General features: G+C 54.6%; 19 protein-coding genes and 1 pseudogene. 4 read left to right on the top strand and 16 right to left on the bottom strand.

All coding sequences use genetic code 11. The features are described from left to right. Positions 1 to 4: 4 nt before the first annotated feature. The 12 genes from cysB to ACTG39_RS07305 form a co-directional block, all read right to left on the bottom strand. Positions 5 to 979 carry an HTH-type transcriptional regulator CysB gene (gene cysB / locus ACTG39_RS07360; RefSeq protein WP_439106889.1) on the bottom strand — a complete coding sequence of 325 codons (975 nt, stop codon included), beginning with the start codon at positions 977 to 979 and terminating at the stop codon, positions 5 to 7. Positions 980 to 1094: 115 nt separating this feature from the next. Beyond that, the gene (locus ACTG39_RS07355) at positions 1095 to 2009 is read right to left on the bottom strand and encodes a 5'-nucleotidase (RefSeq protein WP_439106888.1); all 915 of its coding nucleotides are present in this window, start codon (positions 2007 to 2009) and stop codon (positions 1095 to 1097) included. Positions 2010 to 2086: 77 nt separating this feature from the next. Beyond that, on the bottom strand, positions 2087 to 3412 hold the full coding sequence (locus tag ACTG39_RS07350; RefSeq protein ID WP_439106887.1) for an alanine/glycine:cation symporter family protein: 1326 nt from the start codon (positions 3410 to 3412) through the stop codon (positions 2087 to 2089). Between the two features lie 69 nt (positions 3413 to 3481). Continuing rightward, positions 3482 to 3814 carry a preprotein translocase subunit YajC gene (gene yajC, locus ACTG39_RS07345; protein ID WP_439106886.1) on the bottom strand — a complete coding sequence of 111 codons (333 nt, stop codon included), beginning with the start codon at positions 3812 to 3814 and terminating at the stop codon, positions 3482 to 3484. A 137-nt stretch (positions 3815 to 3951) separates the two neighbouring features. Next, positions 3952 to 4755: an exodeoxyribonuclease III gene (locus tag ACTG39_RS07340; RefSeq protein WP_439106885.1), complete on the bottom strand. Its 804-nt coding sequence runs from the start codon at positions 4753 to 4755 to the stop codon at positions 3952 to 3954. Between the two features lie 4 nt (positions 4756 to 4759). Further along, positions 4760 to 5236 (bottom strand): thioredoxin-dependent thiol peroxidase, encoded by a 477-nt coding sequence (gene bcp / locus ACTG39_RS07335; RefSeq protein ID WP_439106884.1) that lies wholly within the window; start codon positions 5234 to 5236, stop codon positions 4760 to 4762. Positions 5237 to 5311: 75 nt separating this feature from the next. Further along, the gene (locus tag ACTG39_RS07330) at positions 5312 to 5863 is read right to left on the bottom strand and encodes an NUDIX hydrolase (protein WP_439106883.1); all 552 of its coding nucleotides are present in this window, start codon (positions 5861 to 5863) and stop codon (positions 5312 to 5314) included. After that, a complete protein-coding gene (locus ACTG39_RS07325; RefSeq protein ID WP_439106882.1) occupies positions 5860 to 6336 on the bottom strand; it encodes a flavin reductase family protein in 477 nt (158 codons plus the stop codon). Before ACTG39_RS07325 ends, ACTG39_RS07330 begins: the two co-directional genes overlap by 4 nt. Beyond that, a complete protein-coding gene (locus ACTG39_RS07320) occupies positions 6333 to 6791 on the bottom strand; it encodes a molybdenum cofactor biosynthesis protein MoaE (protein WP_439106952.1) in 459 nt (152 codons plus the stop codon). Before ACTG39_RS07320 ends, ACTG39_RS07325 begins: the two co-directional genes overlap by 4 nt. A gap of 2 nt (positions 6792 to 6793) precedes the next feature. Beyond that, positions 6794 to 7036, bottom strand: coding sequence for a MoaD/ThiS family protein (locus tag ACTG39_RS07315; RefSeq protein WP_439106951.1), 243 nt, complete (start codon positions 7034 to 7036; stop codon positions 6794 to 6796). A 12-nt stretch (positions 7037 to 7048) separates the two neighbouring features. Then, positions 7049 to 7567, bottom strand: a complete 519-nt coding sequence (moaC, locus tag ACTG39_RS07310) for a cyclic pyranopterin monophosphate synthase MoaC (protein WP_439106881.1) — start codon at positions 7565 to 7567, stop codon at positions 7049 to 7051. A 138-nt stretch (positions 7568 to 7705) separates the two neighbouring features. Next, positions 7706 to 8896, bottom strand: coding sequence for a flavin monoamine oxidase family protein (locus ACTG39_RS07305; RefSeq protein ID WP_439106880.1), 1191 nt, complete (start codon positions 8894 to 8896; stop codon positions 7706 to 7708). A gap of 252 nt (positions 8897 to 9148) precedes the next feature. On the opposite strand from ACTG39_RS07305, the gene ACTG39_RS07300 reads away from it, so the two are divergent. Next, positions 9149 to 10474 (top strand): serine hydrolase domain-containing protein, encoded by a 1326-nt coding sequence (locus ACTG39_RS07300; protein WP_439106879.1) that lies wholly within the window; start codon positions 9149 to 9151, stop codon positions 10472 to 10474. Between the two features lie 18 nt (positions 10475 to 10492). On the opposite strand, the gene ACTG39_RS07295 is transcribed toward ACTG39_RS07300, so the two are convergent. From ACTG39_RS07295 to arfB, 3 genes are read right to left on the bottom strand one after another with little or no spacing between them, the layout of a single operon-like run. After that, positions 10493 to 11203 (bottom strand): SOS response-associated peptidase, encoded by a 711-nt coding sequence (locus tag ACTG39_RS07295; protein WP_439106878.1) that lies wholly within the window; start codon positions 11201 to 11203, stop codon positions 10493 to 10495. Positions 11204 to 11208: 5 nt separating this feature from the next. Continuing rightward, positions 11209 to 11634: a PaaI family thioesterase gene (locus tag ACTG39_RS07290; protein ID WP_439106877.1), complete on the bottom strand. Its 426-nt coding sequence runs from the start codon at positions 11632 to 11634 to the stop codon at positions 11209 to 11211. Positions 11635 to 11687: 53 nt separating this feature from the next. Continuing rightward, positions 11688 to 12122, bottom strand: coding sequence for an alternative ribosome rescue aminoacyl-tRNA hydrolase ArfB (arfB, locus tag ACTG39_RS07285; RefSeq protein ID WP_439106876.1), 435 nt, complete (start codon positions 12120 to 12122; stop codon positions 11688 to 11690). Positions 12123 to 12258: 136 nt separating this feature from the next. Between arfB and ACTG39_RS07280 the strand changes: the two genes are divergently transcribed. Next, positions 12259 to 12687: a MarR family winged helix-turn-helix transcriptional regulator gene (locus tag ACTG39_RS07280; RefSeq protein WP_439106875.1), complete on the top strand. Its 429-nt coding sequence runs from the start codon at positions 12259 to 12261 to the stop codon at positions 12685 to 12687. 97 nt (positions 12688 to 12784) lie between these two features. Here the strand turns inward: ACTG39_RS07280 and ACTG39_RS07275 are convergent, their stop codons facing one another. Next, positions 12785 to 15877 (bottom strand): WD40/YVTN/BNR-like repeat-containing protein, encoded by a 3093-nt coding sequence (locus ACTG39_RS07275; RefSeq protein WP_439106874.1) that lies wholly within the window; start codon positions 15875 to 15877, stop codon positions 12785 to 12787. 174 nt (positions 15878 to 16051) lie between these two features. Here ACTG39_RS07275 and ACTG39_RS07270 point away from each other — a divergent pair, with 174 nt between their 5' ends. Together ACTG39_RS07270 and ACTG39_RS07265 are read left to right on the top strand one after the other, a co-directional pair. Further along, positions 16052 to 16675 (top strand): SOUL family heme-binding protein, encoded by a 624-nt coding sequence (locus ACTG39_RS07270; protein ID WP_439106873.1) that lies wholly within the window; start codon positions 16052 to 16054, stop codon positions 16673 to 16675. Between the two features lie 208 nt (positions 16676 to 16883). Beyond that, positions 16884 to 17194, top strand: a pseudogene (locus tag ACTG39_RS07265) (transposase); the annotation flags it as partial.

Here is a 17194-nt window from a genome sequence, read left to right as displayed (position 1 = left end):
TTGCTTAGTACTCAGGCAACTCCAAATCACCAAACAGATCATCCAGCTCGGATCGGGTTTTTCGTTGAAAGGCATCCCGCACCAGATCACGACTGAGGTGCGGAGCAAAGTCCGATATAAAGTCGTACATGTAGCCGCGGAGGAAAGTCCCTTTACGACAGCCGATGCTGGTTACGCTACTCGCAAACAAGTGCCGGGCATCAAGGGCGACCAGATCATTATCTATCTCCTCGTTGTGCGCCATGTCTGCAACAATGCCTATGCCAAGGCCCAGACGCACATAGGTCTTGATAACGTCAGCATCCGCTGCGGTAAAAACTACGCGAGGGGTCAAACCGGCAGTGACGAAAGCATCATCCAGTCGCGAGCGCCCCGTAAATCCAAAGACGTAAGTCACAATGGGATGCGCGGCTACATCTTTAAGCGTCAGTTTTGAGACCTGTGCCAGCGCATGATCCTTGGGGACGATGACGCAACGATTCCAGCGATAACAGGGCATCATGATCAAATCGCTAAACAGCTCCAGGGCCTCTGTAGCGATGGCAAAGTCGACGGTTCCGTCAGCCGCCATCTCTGAAATCTGCATGGGCGTGCCCTGGTTCATATGCAGAGAAACCTCGGGATACTTGGCTATAAAGCTTCTGATCACGTCCGGAAGCACATAGCGAGCCTGCGTATGCGTCGTGGCAATGGATAGCGCACCCCGCTTTTCATCGGAGTACTCCTGCGCTACGTGCTTAATGCTTTCGACCTTGCGCAAAACCTCGCCAGCGGTCTTCAAAATCACCTCGCCCGCGGGCGTCACGTGCGTCAGATGCTTACCACTGCGAGAAAAAATCTCGACGCCAAGCTCATCTTCGAGAAGACGTATTTGTTTACTGATACCGGGTTGGGAGGTGTAGAGACTCTGCGCGGTTGCCGATACATTCAGGTCGTGGTGTGCGACTTCCCAGATGTAACGGAGTTGCTGAAGTTTCATGGCCAAGGTGCCTCTGGCGTCGGGTGGACGGATATCAAGGTCCGTGCGTTAGAAAGAATAGCCATTAGCTCCCTGCTTTTTCAAGCCTTTTAGGTATAAGGCGGGAGGTTTTTACTTAACTTTCGTTCGCAACCCCATGAGGAACATGCCCCGTAGCGATGTGCGGACTTGCGGAAGCGCAATGCGCCGGCTGGTCGTCAAAGAATACGTCGGCCTCATAAGCGCGCAGGAAGTCTGTCTTATCCAGCCCCCCCAAAAAAATCGACTCGTCAATCCGAATGTTCCATGCCCGGAGCGTTCTAATCACTCGTTCATGCGCCGGCGCGGAGCGCGCAGTAACGAGCGCGGTGCGGATTGGTGGGTCTTCGGCCGGGAGGGCTTGCTGAATGTCGTGAAGCGCCGAGAGAAAAGACTTAAAGGGTCCACCTGACAGCGGTGTCCGCGCAGAGGCCCGCTCACTGGCAGCAAAGGCATCCAGACCCTCACTCTTGAACACCCTTTCCGCCTCATCCGAGAACAAAACCGCATCACCGTCAAAAGCGAAACGCAGCTGATCCGTACCTCGGTTTGCGCCTTTGTTGGAGACAAGGGTAGCCGCGGCGATACCGCAGTCCAGCGCGTTGCGTACATCCTCAGCCTCACTGGAAAGGAAGAGCTGGCACCCAAAGGCGTTGATATAGCGCCAGGGACTCTCGCCCCCACAGAACGCTGCTCGGCTGATAGTCAGACCATAGTGTTGAATGGAGTTGAATACGCGAAGTCCGGTATCCGCGCTATTACGAGACAGGAGAACCACCTCGACCCCCTTGTCTCCGCCCTTATCACCACCCAGACGGGCATTGATGCGGAGCATTTTCTCTACCAGAGGGAATGCTTCGCCGGGATCCAAAGGCTGCTCTTCGTGTTCGATCTGATACTCGGAATACGCCGCGAGGCCATCTTCTTCATAGACCCGATGGCTTTTACTAAGATCAAACAACGCCCGCGAAGAAATCGCGATAACCAGCTTCTTGTCGAGTGTGACGCCCATTTAGGGAGCATACCCTTCTATGGGCTTGCAACAAACCGCGAGAGTCGAAAACGGATCATAAATAAGGCGCCCGCCGATCAACTGCGCTGAAAGTACTCACGAGAAAGCTTGAACACCATGGGTCCGAGCAAGAGCAGTGCGATCAGATTGGGTATCGCCATGAACGCATTGAGCGTATCGGCAATCAGCCAGATCAAATCCAATTGCACCACCGTGCCAACGGGAATCGCCAACACCCAGGCGAGACGAAAGGGCAAGACACCTTTAGTTCCCACCAAAAAAACCACACAGCGTTCGCCGTAGAAGGACCAACCGATCATCGTCGTGAAGGCGAAAATACACAGACCAAAGGTTACGATGATATCGCCACCAGGAAAGGCATTACCAAAGGCCATGCTGGTAAGACTCGCACCGCTCACACCGCTGGGAAGCACATCCATAATGACAATGACCAAACCGGTGATACTGCATACGATAAGGGTGTCGATAAAGGTTCCCAGCATGGCAATCATGCCCTGCTCCACGGGCTCATTTGTGCGCGCCGCAGCGTGGGCGATAGGTGCGCTGCCCAGACCCGCCTCGTTTGAGAAAATGCCCCGGGCTACACCAAAGCGTATGGCAGCCCAGATTGTGGCGCCAGCGAAGCCGCCCATGGCCGCAGAACCGGTAAACGCAGATTCGACAATAGTGGCCACCGCAGCGGGCACCGCCGAGGCGTTCATGGCGATCACAATGACGCCCATCAACAGGTAGCTGGTCGCCATAAGCGGCACCAGCAAACTGGCAACACTGGAAATACGTTTTATACCGCCTAAAACCACGGCGCCCACGAGCACCATGAGCGTTAAGCCTGTGTAGATAGGGCTAATCGCGTAACTGTCATTCAAAACCTGAGCCACAGAGTTTGATTGCACCGTGTTGGCAATACCAAAACCCGCAAACGCGCCGAAAATTGCAAAGGCAAACGCGAGCCAATGCCAGTGCGCTTTCAAACCATTACGAATGTAATACATGGGCCCGCCGCTATACTGGCCATTACTGTCCTGCTCACGGTAATGCACAGCACAGACTGCCTCGGCGTACTTTGTCGCCATGCCGAACAATGCGGTTATCCACATCCAGAACAACGCACCGGGACCACCCAGGGTGATAGCCGTGGCTACTCCCGCAATATTGCCAGTACCAATTGTGGCTGAGAGTGAGGTCATCAGCGCACTGAAAGGTGAAATGTCCCCGGCACCAGCACCGCTGCGACCGCGAAACAGCAAGCTAAATCCCATGGGCAATTTACGGAGTGTCAGAAAGCCCAATCCGAGAGTGAGATAGATTCCGGTTCCAAGGAGCAGAACCAGCATCACCGGCCCCCAGGCAATACCGTTTACAGTTCCAATGAGCTCAGCCATGGCTGCCAGTTCCTTACTGCGTAACGTCTATGGTGAAAAGAGTCATCGGACGCGGCGAAAAGCCTTCCCTTAGCCGATGCTCTTGAGTGTTCCCTTAGGCAAAACCGCGTGGATATGTACGCGCTGGAACTTGAGTTCCACTTTCTCGCTCACATTCAAAACCACATAGCTGTCATCCAGGCTTACGATTTTGCCTAGAATGCCTGAGCTGGTAACCACTTCATCGCCCTTCCCAAGGGCCGCTACCATTGCTGAATGTTCTTTCTGACGCTTTCTTTGAGGACGGATGGCAATGAAGTAAAAGAGTACGAAGAGGCCAACCAGAAAAATAATCTGAAACAGTTCGCCGCCGGCCGGGGCGCTTTCAGCGGCAGTCTGAGCATGGGCAGATGCAATAAACACGGTAACTCCTTAGAGGTGATTCATAAGATGGAAGACGACCAACGTAGCTAGCACTGCGCATGGCTGCTTGAACGGCCGCTTTTGGATGGGGAGGGAATGTAACGGTTTTGAACATTCCCGGCAAACATCCAAGCTCTTTACTCTCTTATCTCCAGCGCGTAATCCATAATCTGCGGCGCGTGGTCAGAGAAACGCTCGTCAGTGTAAATTGACGCGGCGCGAACAGCAGGCACAAGTTTTGGCGTAATCATCTGGTAATCGAGTCGCCACCCGACATTGTTTGCCCAGGCCTGGCCACGATTCGACCACCAGGTATATCGGTCGGGCTCTTTATCGATAACACGAAAAGAATCGACAAAACCAATCTCATCGTAAATCCGGTCAAGCCACGCACGCTCTTCTGGCAGGAACCCGGAGTTCTTTTGATTGGGCCGCCAGTTCTTAAGATCGATGTTTTGGTGACAGGTATTCCAATCCGCGCAAATAATGAACTCTCGCCGTTTGCGCCTCAGCGCGCGGAGGTGTTCGAAGAACAGCTCCATAAAAATGAATTTCTTTTCCAACGCGGCATCGCTGCTCGAGCCCGAGGGCACATACAGCGAGATCACCGAAAGGCCTGCGTAGTCGCATTGGAGATAGCGCCCTTCACCATCCACCGGCTCCCAGCCGAGCTTTGTTGTGACGGCCCGGGGCTTGACGCGGGAGTACACCGCCGTGCCGCTATAACCCTTCTTGATCGCATCGTTATAAACGCAGTGATAGCCCTGGGGGTGAAACATCTCGTCTGTGAGCTGATGCACCTGTGCCTTGGTTTCCTGAACGCAAACCACATCGGGGCCGACCTGGGCCATCCACTCGAAAAAGCCTTTGCGGCTCGCCGCACGGATGCCATTCGCGTTGAAGCTGACGATACGCGTCGAGGGAGTAGGTTTTTTAGCCACGCTGTTAAAGCCCTAACTCTTTAATCAGCGCCAGCACATCATCGTGATGGGACTTGGTTTTGACCTTATCCATGACGTGCTTGAGACGACCATCTTTTCCAACGATGAAGGTGGTGCGCAAGATACCCATGAATTCCCTGCCCATGAACTTCTTAAGGCCCCAGCAACCATACTTGTCCGCGATAGCGTGGTCTTCGTCCGAGAGCAGGGTAAAGTTTAATTCCTGTTTTTCAATGAACTTACCCAAACGACTTACCGGGTCGGGGCTCACACCCAGGACAACGGTGTCGAGCTTCTTAAGGGCTGCTTTGCTGTCTCGAAGCCCACAGGCCTGCGTCGTGCAGCCAGGGGTCATGGCCTTGGGGTAAAAATACACAACAACGTTCTTTTCATCCCGAAAGTCTTTAAGGCTTACCTTTTTTCCATCCTGATCCAGTAATGAAAAAGCAGGTGCAAGGTTGCCTATCTTGGGAAAAGCCATCTATTTCTCCTTTAGTCTATAGCGAGTGTGCGCTTGAGGACCACCGTCAAAACCGCTGCGCGATAGGTAATCGCCTCAATCAGATTTTGGTGGCCTTCGAAAACGAATGGGCTTTACGGCGATGGGGTATTCATTGCGACGCCGGTCGTCGAAAAAAGCCTCCAGCGTCTCTCTTACCACAGGAAACGCGATTTCATCCCAGGGAATTTCCTGCTCCGTATACAGCGCAGTTTCGAGACTCTCAGGACCCACACCAAACAGTCCGTCATCGAGGGTACAGCGGTAAAACATGTAAACCTGGCTGATGTACGGGACATCAAACACGCGGTAGAGATGTTGATTGCTCACTCGGGCGCGGGCCTCTTCCCAGGTTTCCCGAGCTGCGCCCTCCTCTGTAGTCTCACCATTCTCCATAAACCCCGCCGGTAGTGTCCAAAAGCCGTAACGGGGCTCAATGGCGCGTTTGCAGAGCAACACCTTGTCTTCATAAACCGGCAAACATCCCACAATCACCCTGGGGTTGATGTAGTGGATATGATCACAATCATTGCAAATGTAGCGATCGCGATCATCGCCTTGAGGAATACGCAGCTCAATAGAACCACCGCATTCGCTGCAGAACTTCATTTCAACTCCCGATACTGACCGCAAAAAAACACCAGCGGTGACTGGCTATCGACTTCAGACATGTGGGTTACTCGCCCCAGGAGGATGATGTGATCACCGCCATCGAAAGTCTGCTCCAGACTGCACTCAAAGCTCACTAGCGCGCCCTTAATAACGGGAGCACCGTTTTGACCGAGCTCAAAATGCGCCTCAGACAGTCGATGACCACCTTTCTCCGCGTAAGTCGAAGAATGCTCCTCCTGCGCCTGAGAAAGCACCGAAATACAGTAGTGAGGGGCTGTAGCGTAGACGGGGTAAATCTCCGCGTCTTTTTGCAAACTCCACAAGACCAAGGGAGGTTCCAGAGACACGGAAGAAAAAGAGTTTATCGTCAACGCCTGAGCCACGCCGTTGTCATCAACAACCGTGACCAGACACACGCCGGTGGCGAACTGCCCCAAAGCGTTTCGCAACTCACGAGAATCAAAACTCATGCAGTTGCGCTCCTTCCCCAACGACGTGCCCGGTTTTCATCGCTATCCTTAGCATCAACCCAATACCATCGACCCGCTGCATCTCGCTCGCGCTTCCACAGGGGGGCCGAAACTTTCAAATAATCCATAATAAATTCACAGGCACTAAAGGCAGCCGCGCGATGACTGGAGCCCACGGCCAGCCAGACGATGGGATCGCCAGCACTTAACTCCCCCACCCGATGCACCACCTGCACGGCTTGCACGGGCCAGCGGCGCGCCGCACTGTGAACCGTGTCGAGGATGCTCTGCTCCGTCATACCCGGATAGTGCTCTAACGCTAAAGCGGAAATACCATCGCCGCGAACAAATCCGGTAAATGTAGCTACAGCGCCCGTGTCCTCTGCGCTTCGCGGAAAAGCAGTCGTAAGCGCTGCTATATCCAGAGGCTGTTCACAGATGTTCACCGAAAACACGCTCAACCCCCGGTCATCGGCGGAAAGAACGCGACTTCATCGGTACTTGCCAGGGGCTTGTCTTCACCCACAACTTTTTGGTTCACCGCACAAAACACATTGGGGTCCTCTAGAGACTCAGCCAGCTCAGCATTGACTCTCTCTCGCAACAGGCTGCGCAGTGCAGCCACATCTACCGGACAGTCCCCGTCAGCGATCTCAAAACTATCGCTACCCAGCTGCTCCCTAAGCCTCGCAAAGAACATGATTTTCACGCTTTACTGATCCCCGCCTTCTTGTGCTGCTGCTTCATTGATCGCGTCAGATCGCTCCCAAACTCCGGAGCGTCCGCCCTCTTTACGCACAAGACAGACCTGATCGATCAACATACCCTTATCTACTGCCTTACACATGTCATAGATGGTAAGCGCCGCGACGGAAACAGCGGTCAGCGCCTCCATCTCGACACCCGTGCGCGATTGCACGCTTGCTGAGGCGGTTACCCGAACGCCCGGAAGTAAGTCATCTAACTCAAAGTCCACGTTAACCGCATCGAGTGGAATGCTATGGCATAAGGGAATGAGCTCATCGCAACGCTTCGCCGCCTGAATACCGGCCACTCTCGCTACGGCAAGTACATCGCCTTTTGAAAGACCGTTCGAGCGAATCTTTTGGAGCGTCGAGGCTTGCATAACAACCATCGCCGCAGCCATTGCCCGTCTGGCGGTAACGGGCTTGTCACCGACATTGACCATGCGGGCGCGTCCCTCGGCGTCCAAATGCGTGAGCGTCGTCATAATATTTAGGAGTACTTGCTGAAAGACGCCAGTCTAGCCAAAGGCCTCTCCGCATACCAGCGTGAGGAGCATGTTTCCCCGTGGCTTAGACCTTAGAGAGAAGGAATCAAGAGTTGATATATCGCCCCTGAGGCGGCGCTAGAGCAACTCCAAAATAGGTGCTTCTGAGTTGTCAAGTCGGGCCATGGGGCCGCTACCGGGTATGAGACTTAAAGATTCGGCAACTTCTTGTGCTGCACGCTCACCAGTCCCGTAGGCTCCGTGCACCGTTCCAACATCGGAGGGGGCGGCCGTAGCGTCGCCGGCAAAAAACACGGTGTCATCCAAAGTCTTGGCCAGCTCCTGATGCAGGAGTTCCGTTCCGGCCTGCGTGGTCGCACCGAGACTGTAGCGATCTGAGAGCCAATTCGCACTGCCACTCCAGCTTGCATCACTCAGCGCTGGCAGTGATGTGAACGCGTCTTCGAAGGCCCTGATCGCCAGCGCGAGCTGCACAGACTCCGGTTGCCTCGATAGTGTATCTGCCCGCGCACCCAGGAACTGCGCCTCCAAGAGCACGTCGCCAGAGGAACCGGCGGGGAATGCACGGAGACGCGCACTCTCATTCTCAAAGAGCCACGACTGAGAGCGGTCTTTTAAAACGGCTAGCTGCGCGGGAAACGACAGTGCGAGACTGAGCGCTCCATCCAGCTTCAATGCTTCCAGTGCATCAATCCGGGAAGGAGGAAGAGCTGGGCTCATTGCCAGCGCACCACTGCGCAGCACTCCCGCTGGGAGCGCTACGATCAGGCGTCTGCAGGTTACTGCACTGCTCAGTCCGCGGTTGGTGTACTTCACGCCCACGAGTCCCTTACGCCAAAACACTTCCTGGACTTCGCTATCGAGCTGCACTCTCCCGCTGGAAGCCTCCGCAACGGCGCGCACGAGCGCCGCCATGCCCGGGTAGAGACTCAGGCTGCCGTCGGAAAACTCTTCTACGTTTAAGCCCAGACGCTCGATAACTGGCCAACTTTTGCCCTGGGATTGCGTGAGAGACTGCGCACCCAGCTCCGCATCGCGAATAACATTCTTTTGTCCTACAGAGTGGACGCGTCCTCCAATTCGGTCGCGGGCCTCGAGAACCAGCACCTTCAGCTCTCTATCTATTGTCGCCAGCCGCTCTGCCGCCGCCAGGCCGGCAACGCCCGCCCCCAACACAATCACCTCGTAGTCGGTCCCAAGACCCTGTGCAACGGACTTGGTGCTCGGCAACGATGCCAAGGCAGGGATTCCCGCAGAGAGCTGGAGAATTTTTCTTCGTAAAAAGAGACTGATGGCTCGGCCCTTCAACCCGCTATGTCTTTGACAGAGTAGCTGAGCCGCCCAAAGGACACAGAACAGAAGGCGCTACTTGTGCGGCAGATCACAGTTTGAGGCCAAGCCGACGACAAACCACTCCAACGGTGGACAAGTTGCCGTGCAATAGCCGCTCCTTGTGCGGCCGGGCACAATTTCTTATCGTACTTTTGGCGTGCGACAAACGTCGCGAATAACTGATTCATGTCGCTTTTTTTGCAGCAATCTCTCTGGAGACCTACGAACATGCTAAATCCATTCCCGCGAGGCGCCCTTAGCGTCTGTCTTCTCACTTTTTGCGTCATCCTGGGGCAGGGAGCGAATGCCGAAAACAATCTCAAAACCATGGCGATCCCCAGTGCTTTGCCAGCGAGAGAGGGCTTCTCCGGCAAACGCCTGCAGCGTATCAACGATCGAATGCAGGAGGCCGTTGCGGATGGGATAATGGTAGGCGGCCACGGCATTATCGCGCGCAACGGGACCATAGTTTTTAACGAAATTTGGGGTATGGCTGATCGAGAAGCGGCTCGCCCGATGACGCAGGACGCGCTGTTTCGTATTTACTCTATGAGCAAGCCGATTACCGCCGTCGCTCTGATGATGCTCTATGAAGAAGGTCACTTCTTACTGGAAGACCCCGTGAGCATGTACCTTCCTGACCTGGCGGGTCTCGAAATTGCCCAGCTGGATGACAACGGTGCGATGATAACCAAAGCACCGCGGCGGCAACCTACGATTCGGGACTTACTTCGCCATACCGCGGGGATGAGCTACGGCATCTTCAGCAATACCGGTGTTGATAAGCGCTACCGGGAGGCTGACTTACTGCGATCACCCACCCTTACAGAGTTCACTAAACGCCTGGGCACCCTACCCCTATTGTTCGAGCCCGGCTCGCGCTGGCATTACAGCGTATCTGTAGACGTTCAGGGAGCCCTTGTAGAAGCGATCAGCGGACAAGCCTTTGGCGATTTTCTTCAGGAGCGAATTTTTGCTCCGCTGGGCATGAAAGACACCTTTTTTGTTGTACCTGAGAATAAGCAATCACGGCTTGCCTCGCTCTACATGCCCAAGGGCACGGTCGTGGACTGGAACAGTCCCTGGCAATTTACCAACGAGATGGAGTTGGTACCCGCAGACCCGGAGCTTTCGCAGGGTTTTCTCGAAGGCGGTTTCTTTGAGAGTGGCGGCGGCGGTTTGGTGTCCAGCACCTACGACTACCTCCGTTTTGCTTTGATGCTTGCTAACGGTGGCAGGCTAAACGGCGTGCAGCTGCTATCACCTAAAACTATCGAGCACATGCGCAAGGATCACCTCGGCGGCGCAGACTCCAGCGGACTCTGGGGCATGGATGGCTTTGGCTTGGGCGTGGGAATCATCGAGAGCACCGGAGGAAAAAGCGGAGAACTGGGTGCGGATGGCGCTTACGGCTGGGGCGGTGCAGCGGGCACAAACTTCTGGATAGACCCCGAAGACAAGGTTGTCGGTATCTTTATGGTCCAAAGTGTCCCCCATCGGACACCGCTCGCCAAAAAGTTCAGGGTGCTGACCTACCAGGCGCTGGTGGATTAAATCACTCCCCTACCTGCGTTATTTATCCCCCGCAGGAAGGGTCGCCCACTCCCCGGCAGGCTGCATGCTGTCGGGGTTTTTATTGCGTGAATTGCCCGCTGACTTGGCGACAGGCGCCAGTCTCAGGGGCTCGCGTAGTCTCGGCTCGAAGAGCGGATCATCTGAGGCAATAGGCGTCCCATTGTCCAGCCATCGCTCTCTATCTCCCGCTGAGAGCATCACAGGCATGCGCGAGTGCCAGGGCTTAAAGGGCTCCGCAGCGGCCGTGGTCACCAGCGTGCACGACAATAACGGCTTGTCCTGACTATCTGAATCGGCAACAGCCGACCACAAATCCCACAGCGCCGCCACGGCCAGTGCCGAGTCCTCGTTGCTGATTAACCAGGGCTGCTTATCTCCCTTGCTCCCGCGCCACTCTATAAAAGATGACATAGGCACGATGCCGCGCTGGCTGGCAAAGGGCTTTCGAAAAGCCGGACTTTTAGTGAGGCCTTCGCTACGGGCATTGAACATCGCGTACTTCTGACTAACTTCTTTTGACCACGATGGTGTTAACCACCACCTCGCCGATGAGAGTCTGACCTCACCGTGTTCGTTACCCCGCAACAATCCCACGGACTCGGTGGGTGCAATGTTGTAAATCGGCTCGGGGAGCTGTAAATCAACACCCAGTCCATCGAGGAGGGCCTGCAAACCTGGCGTGCTAACGACGTTGAAGCGGCCGCACATAGTCCTTAGAAATCTTTAGTTTTGCGGTAGATTTTGGCGACGCTTTGGGTTGTCGCCAAAAGCGTGCCTTCAGCGTTGAACAGCTGACCATCAAGGAACGCGGTTTTATGCGAGAGACGAACGATTCGGCCTACCGCCGTTAAAAATCCGGCCCGCGTCGCCTCAAGATAACGAGTACTAATCTCCAACGAAGATAGGTTACCTACCGTGTCGTCGTAAGCGAACACGGCGTGACTCATGGCCGCATCCAGCATCGCTGTAACAAAGCCACCTTGCACCACATCTCCCGAGTGGCACAGGTTCTCGCCCACAGTAAATGTCAGAGTCACTGTGCCTTCTTCGGCGTCAGTTTCGGTCACCTTTCCGTCAAATAGCGCCATGAAGACCGGCAGGTTAGCGTTTAGGCGCTCTAGATCACGGGGCTTGGGCATACAACAGTCCAGTTTGAATTTTGAGAGCGGGGACTTTACCCATCAGCGGCCAGCTAATCAACATTCGGTTTCTTACGTAAAGCCTTGTTTTTGCTATTTATATCTTTTCGTTTTAGCCGTCTTTCTTTGGATGCGCGGGTGGGCCTGGTTGCTCGACGGGGCTTTGGAACAAAGCTCGCCTCTCGTAAAAGCTCCACGAGCCGCGCAATCGCATCGTCCCGGTTCTTGCCCTGAGTGCGGTGACGCTGAGCCTTGAGCACCAGAACTCCATCAGCGCTGATCCTGCTGTCACGGCTACGCAGCAGCTTCTGACGCACGCGTTCCGGGAGCTGCGCGCGCGTCACGTCAAATCGTAAGTGCACTGCTGTGGAGACTTTGTTGACGTTTTGACCGCCGGCGCCGCCTGCGCGAACAGCATCCATCTGCACATCATCAAGATGCAGCGAAAACTCAGCTGTTACCGGGACTTTTGAAGTGTCTGTGGCCATAGAGCAAGGATACACGGAGCACGAAGCCTGTCACAGATCACGCTCCGGATTAGTAAGCACTTATTTCGATACTGTATATATACTTGATTTATCAAGTACCAGTGCAGTACCATGCGTCACATTAAGGAGAAGCAGCATGAAATCACTCAATCCCAGAGGCAAAACCGTGGTCGATCTTTGGCTTGCCAGCGAGCGTTTGTCTGCACGCATAGATCACAGCCTTAGTGCAGTACACGGCATCGGCTATGTGGAGTTTATGGTGCTGTACCAACTCGCCCTCTCCAACGACGGCCGCATGCGACGCGTGGATCTTGCAAGCTCTATAGGACGGACTGCGTCCGGTGTTACGCGGCTGCTAAAACCTATGGAAAAGATTGGTTTGGTAGCGCGTGATGTCAGTGACAGAGATGCTCGAGTGAGCCTGGTCGCGCTGACCAAAACAGGCCAGACCCGCCTTGAGGAAGCCCTCTCCACAGTGAATGAGCTCGGGATAAAACTGACCAAGGCTTTGGGTGATAGCCAGCTCGACAGTGCCGCCACTGCCCTCGTTATCTTGCGCGACTAGCGACTAACGACTAAAGACTAACTTAAAGACAGCGAGCGGTGGCGGTGCGCAACTATCTCGCTGAGACAGTCGCGCAGAGTTGATCGGAGCAGAGTTATTAAGACTTGCAGGCGGCAGACTGATTGCCAGCTGGGTTCTCTGCAGATCCGCCAGTTTCCTGAGACCCAGTCCCTTCTGAATCAGGCATAACTGCATCCAAAGGCCCCATTTTCGGGCCCCATTGCTGAGTGAGTAAGTCACTGAACGCCGAAAGTACCGCCTGACTCTGATGCTCCAGAGCGCGGAGCAACTGCCGGTCATTGCTTGTGAGGGGCTCATAGGGCGAGTGTGTGAAGTAAAAGGCTTTACTCAGGCGATGCGAGAGCTTATTCGAATCACTGATAACGCCTTGAAACTCCCGAAATGCCACCCTCTCCCAAACGCCTATGATTTCTTGCTGCAAGGCCTCAGCCTCCTCTCCTGACAGAGAATCCCCAGCCTGCGCCAGCTGCTCTTCCATGCACCCGAGCACTCGAAGCACTTCTTTTGACTGCGTCTGCAGAGCCTCTATGGACTGACGATACGACAAGTTCTCGGCGAAGCTCTTCGCATCAAAGTCTACGCGTGGATCAGCAAGCACTGTCAGCTCTTCGCTGCGGACAAGCTCACCGGCGCTAACACTCACTTCATAAACGCCAGGCGCAGCCAGAGGCTGCTCGAGCACAGGGCTCATCAAGGGACCATAGATTTCTACGCCGGACCATTGCAGATCCCAACTCGCACGATTCATCCCCTGGACCACTGCGTGCTCCCACTGGCGCACCAGCCGATCTTCCCGCCTCACCGAGATCTCTACGGACTCCACGGCTTCATCATCCAACCAAAAACTAATCAGGGCTTGGCGGGCATTGTTGTCACCGGAAAACAAATGATCAGGCGATAGACGCTGACCCAAAGCCTGATCGATCACCGGCTGGTAGGTATCGGGGGGTGCAAAAAGTTGCAAAGGGTATTTTTTAAGGCCCTGCGATGCCGCTAAGGTCCGCCACGGGGTTAAATCGTCAAGTACCCATACACTGCGCCCGAAACTTGCGGCTACCAGGTCCCCTTCGCGCTTCTGAATCTTCAGATCCATGGTCGATACCGAAGGATAGCCGTTCGTCCACTGTTGCCAGCTAGCACCCGCATCTAGAGACACATAGAGTCCGTACTCAGTGCCCGCGAACATCAAGCGTGGTTCTACCGGATCCTGCACGAAGGACAGCGCATAGGAAGGGATACCCTGCCCGCTTAAAATATTGTCCCAGGTCGCTCCGTAGTCCCTTGTATGCAAAATATAAGGCTCTGAGTCTCCCTGTAAGTGATTGTCGACCACCACAAAAGCTTGGCTCGGGTCGTGACTCGACGGCACAATCTGCTTAACCCAAGCGGCTTGTGGTACTCCGGAGAGCCTATCGCTCAAGTCCCGCCAGGATTTGCCGCCATCGCGTGTCATATGTAATCTGCCATCATCAGAGCCCACCCAAAGCAAACCCTGCTCTAATTCACTGGCTGCAATAACTGTAATGGTCGTATGGCTCTCGGCGGCGGTGGCATCAATAGACAGGCCTCCCGAGCGATGCTGCTGCTGTTTGGAGGGATCATTGCTGGTGAGGTCGGGACTGATCCTCAACCAGCTCTCCCCGCGATCTATACTCTTGTGCACAAACTGGCTGCCGATGTAGAGCGTGTTGTCCTGAAACGGATCTCCCGCAATTGCCGCATTCCAGTTAAAGCGTAATGTCTCGTCATCATCTGTTGGCATGATGGTTTTTCGCTGACCCGTGTCAGTATTAATCCGCACCAACATACCGCCCTGCCACAATGCATAGACCCAGGGACCGGCCTTACGCTCCAGCACAACATCGAAGCCGTCATTGAAAGCCAGCTCGCGCCAATAGCTGTTGCGGATACCACCGCGATTCCAAACCTCGCTGGGGCCGTACCAGGTACCGTTGTCCTGAAGTCCACCGTAAACCCTGTAGGGAACGGCATCATCAACGGTGATGTGATAAAACTGCCCGAGGGGTAGGTTTTCGGCAAAGCGCCAGTTCTCCCCGCGATCCCGAGACCAATAAAGACCGCCGTCGGTGCCGTCGATAATGAAACGGCTGTCATCCGGGTCTATCCAAAATGCATGGTGATCGGCATGAACTTCCATACCCCAGTCTTCGATCACCTCAAAGTTTTCTCCCGCGTCCTCAGAGCGCGCGAGACGCGAATACAGGTTGTACACGCGGTCGGGGTTTTGTGTGTCTACGTGCATCTCCGAGAAATAGAACGGCCTGCTCCCTATGGTCTCGGTGTTGATCATTTCCCAGGACACACCGCCGTCATCTGAGCGGTACATGGCGTTCTTTTGGGACTCGACGATGGCGTACACGCGATCGCTGTTAGACGCGGCAATCGCCACTCCGATGCGTCCGTAGGGCTTTGCCGGAAGCCCTCGAGATGCGCCGAGTTCTTGCCAATTTTCGCCACCATCCTCACTCATAAACAAACCGGAACCCGGGCCACCAGAGGAAGAGTCCCAGGGACTGCGCCGAAATTCCCAAAGCGACGCTATGAGCTTATCGGGGTTATGGGGATCCATAACCAGGTCGGCAACGCCACTACGGTCATTGCTGAACAAAATGCGACGCCAGGTCTCGCCTCCATTAACGGACTTGTAGAGGCCCCGGACGCCGTTTGCATTGAAGGGGTCACCCAGAACCCCCGCCCAAACGACCTCCTCGTTGTCGGGATGCACAATCAAGCGATGTACATTCCGGCTTTGAGGAAGGCCAAGATAGGACCAGGTCGCACCCCCATCACTGCTCTTATAAAGGCCGTTACCGCTGGATTGGGAGTTTCGCGGATTGCCCTCCCCGGTCCCGACATAGATGACCTTGGGGTTTGAAGGAGCCACCGCCACGGCGCCAATGGACTGAACCGGTTGGGCATCAAACACAGGTTCAAAGGTGGTCCCGGCGTTTACCGTCGTCCACAAACCACCAGACGCCGTACCGATGTGCCACACATTTTTATCGGAAGGTGAAACCGCAATAGAGGTAATGCGGCCACTCATACCGGCAGGGCCAATGCTGCGCAGAGGCAACTGGAGTTCAGGCTGAGATAAAAGGTCAAAACTTAAACAAAGACCCAGAACCAAATACAAAAGCTTCAGGCGCATAAGTAATCATCAACGGCAAAGTAGTGAACGCGAAGTGTAACGCGTATTTTTTTGTACAAAGCGCAGCCGCAAGCGGTAATCGCAGTGCGTAGATCCGAAATAAACCAATCTCGATGATTGCTGCTTGCGTACCAGTTGCAAACCGCTAATTACTTTTTTTAGAGATTACAGTCCGTGAGATTAATCTTTCCGCTCATTTTTTTAATGATGTATCACGCTACCGCTATGGCCACAGAAGAACCCAATTACACACTGCTGGAGCAATCAGGAGAGTTCGAACTCCGGGTCTATGACCCAATGATCGTTGCCGAGACCTTAATCAGTGGCGATATGGACAGCGCGTCTAACCAGGGCTTTCGGCGCATCGCAGGCTATATATTCGGCAAAAACTCCGCGCCGTCTGGCGACTCTGAGAAGATTGCGATGACTACGCCGGTGACTATGCAAGCGGTCCCCCAAAAGATAGCGATGACGACACCCGTGACGAGCACGGCGGTGGGCGATCAATGGCGCGTGCAATTTGTTATGCCCAGCGAGTACAGCATGGACACGCTTCCTATACCCGACGACCCCACGGTCACCCTCCGTGAAGTACCCGGTGCTCATTACGCGGTGCTGCGATTCTCAGGCCTGGTGAGTGACAAGAAACGCGCTGCCAAAACCGCTGATCTTATTGCCTGGGTCAACGAGCGAAAGATAAGCGTCGTGGGAGAGCCTTCTCTTGCTCGCTACGACCCACCGTGGACTTTGCCGTTTTTGAGACGAAACGAAGTCATCGTTCAGTATCGTCCTAAGTAGGCGCGTTATGAGTTGCCTCGCACCCAGGCAAAGCACCCGTCTTTGCTAATCAGGCTTAGGCATCACTTAAGGCGATAAGGCGATAAGGCTCATAGGACAATTACTGGTTTACCTCAGACTGTTTCCCGTCAGAGCATGTGAGACAAATTTGAGCTAAATCCTAAGGGAGACTTCTGATACGTTTATGACTGTATGAAGGAGTCTCACAATGACTGATACACCCGAAAAGCTGGTCCAGACCATCCGTCGCAAGACCCGCAAGAAGCACCATCCCGAAGAGAAAATCCGTATTGTTCTGGAAGGCCTGCGCGGCGAGGAGTCCATTGCAGAACTGTGTCGCCGGGAAAGCATCGCCCAGAGCCAGTATTACAGCTGGAGTAAGGAATTTCTTTAGGCGGGCAAACAACGCCTGGCTGGAGATACCAAGCGCGAAGCCAACAGCCGCGAGGTAATCTACGCAAGGAAAATGCCCAGCTCAAACAACTGACAGCCGAGATTCTGCTGAAGAATCAGGTGCTC

Source organism: Congregibacter sp., assembly GCF_965662665.1.
Classification (GTDB): domain Bacteria; phylum Pseudomonadota; class Gammaproteobacteria; order Pseudomonadales; family Halieaceae; genus Congregibacter.
Note: the sequence above shows the minus strand (reverse complement) of the source record. Positions and strands in the feature narration are given on the sequence as shown.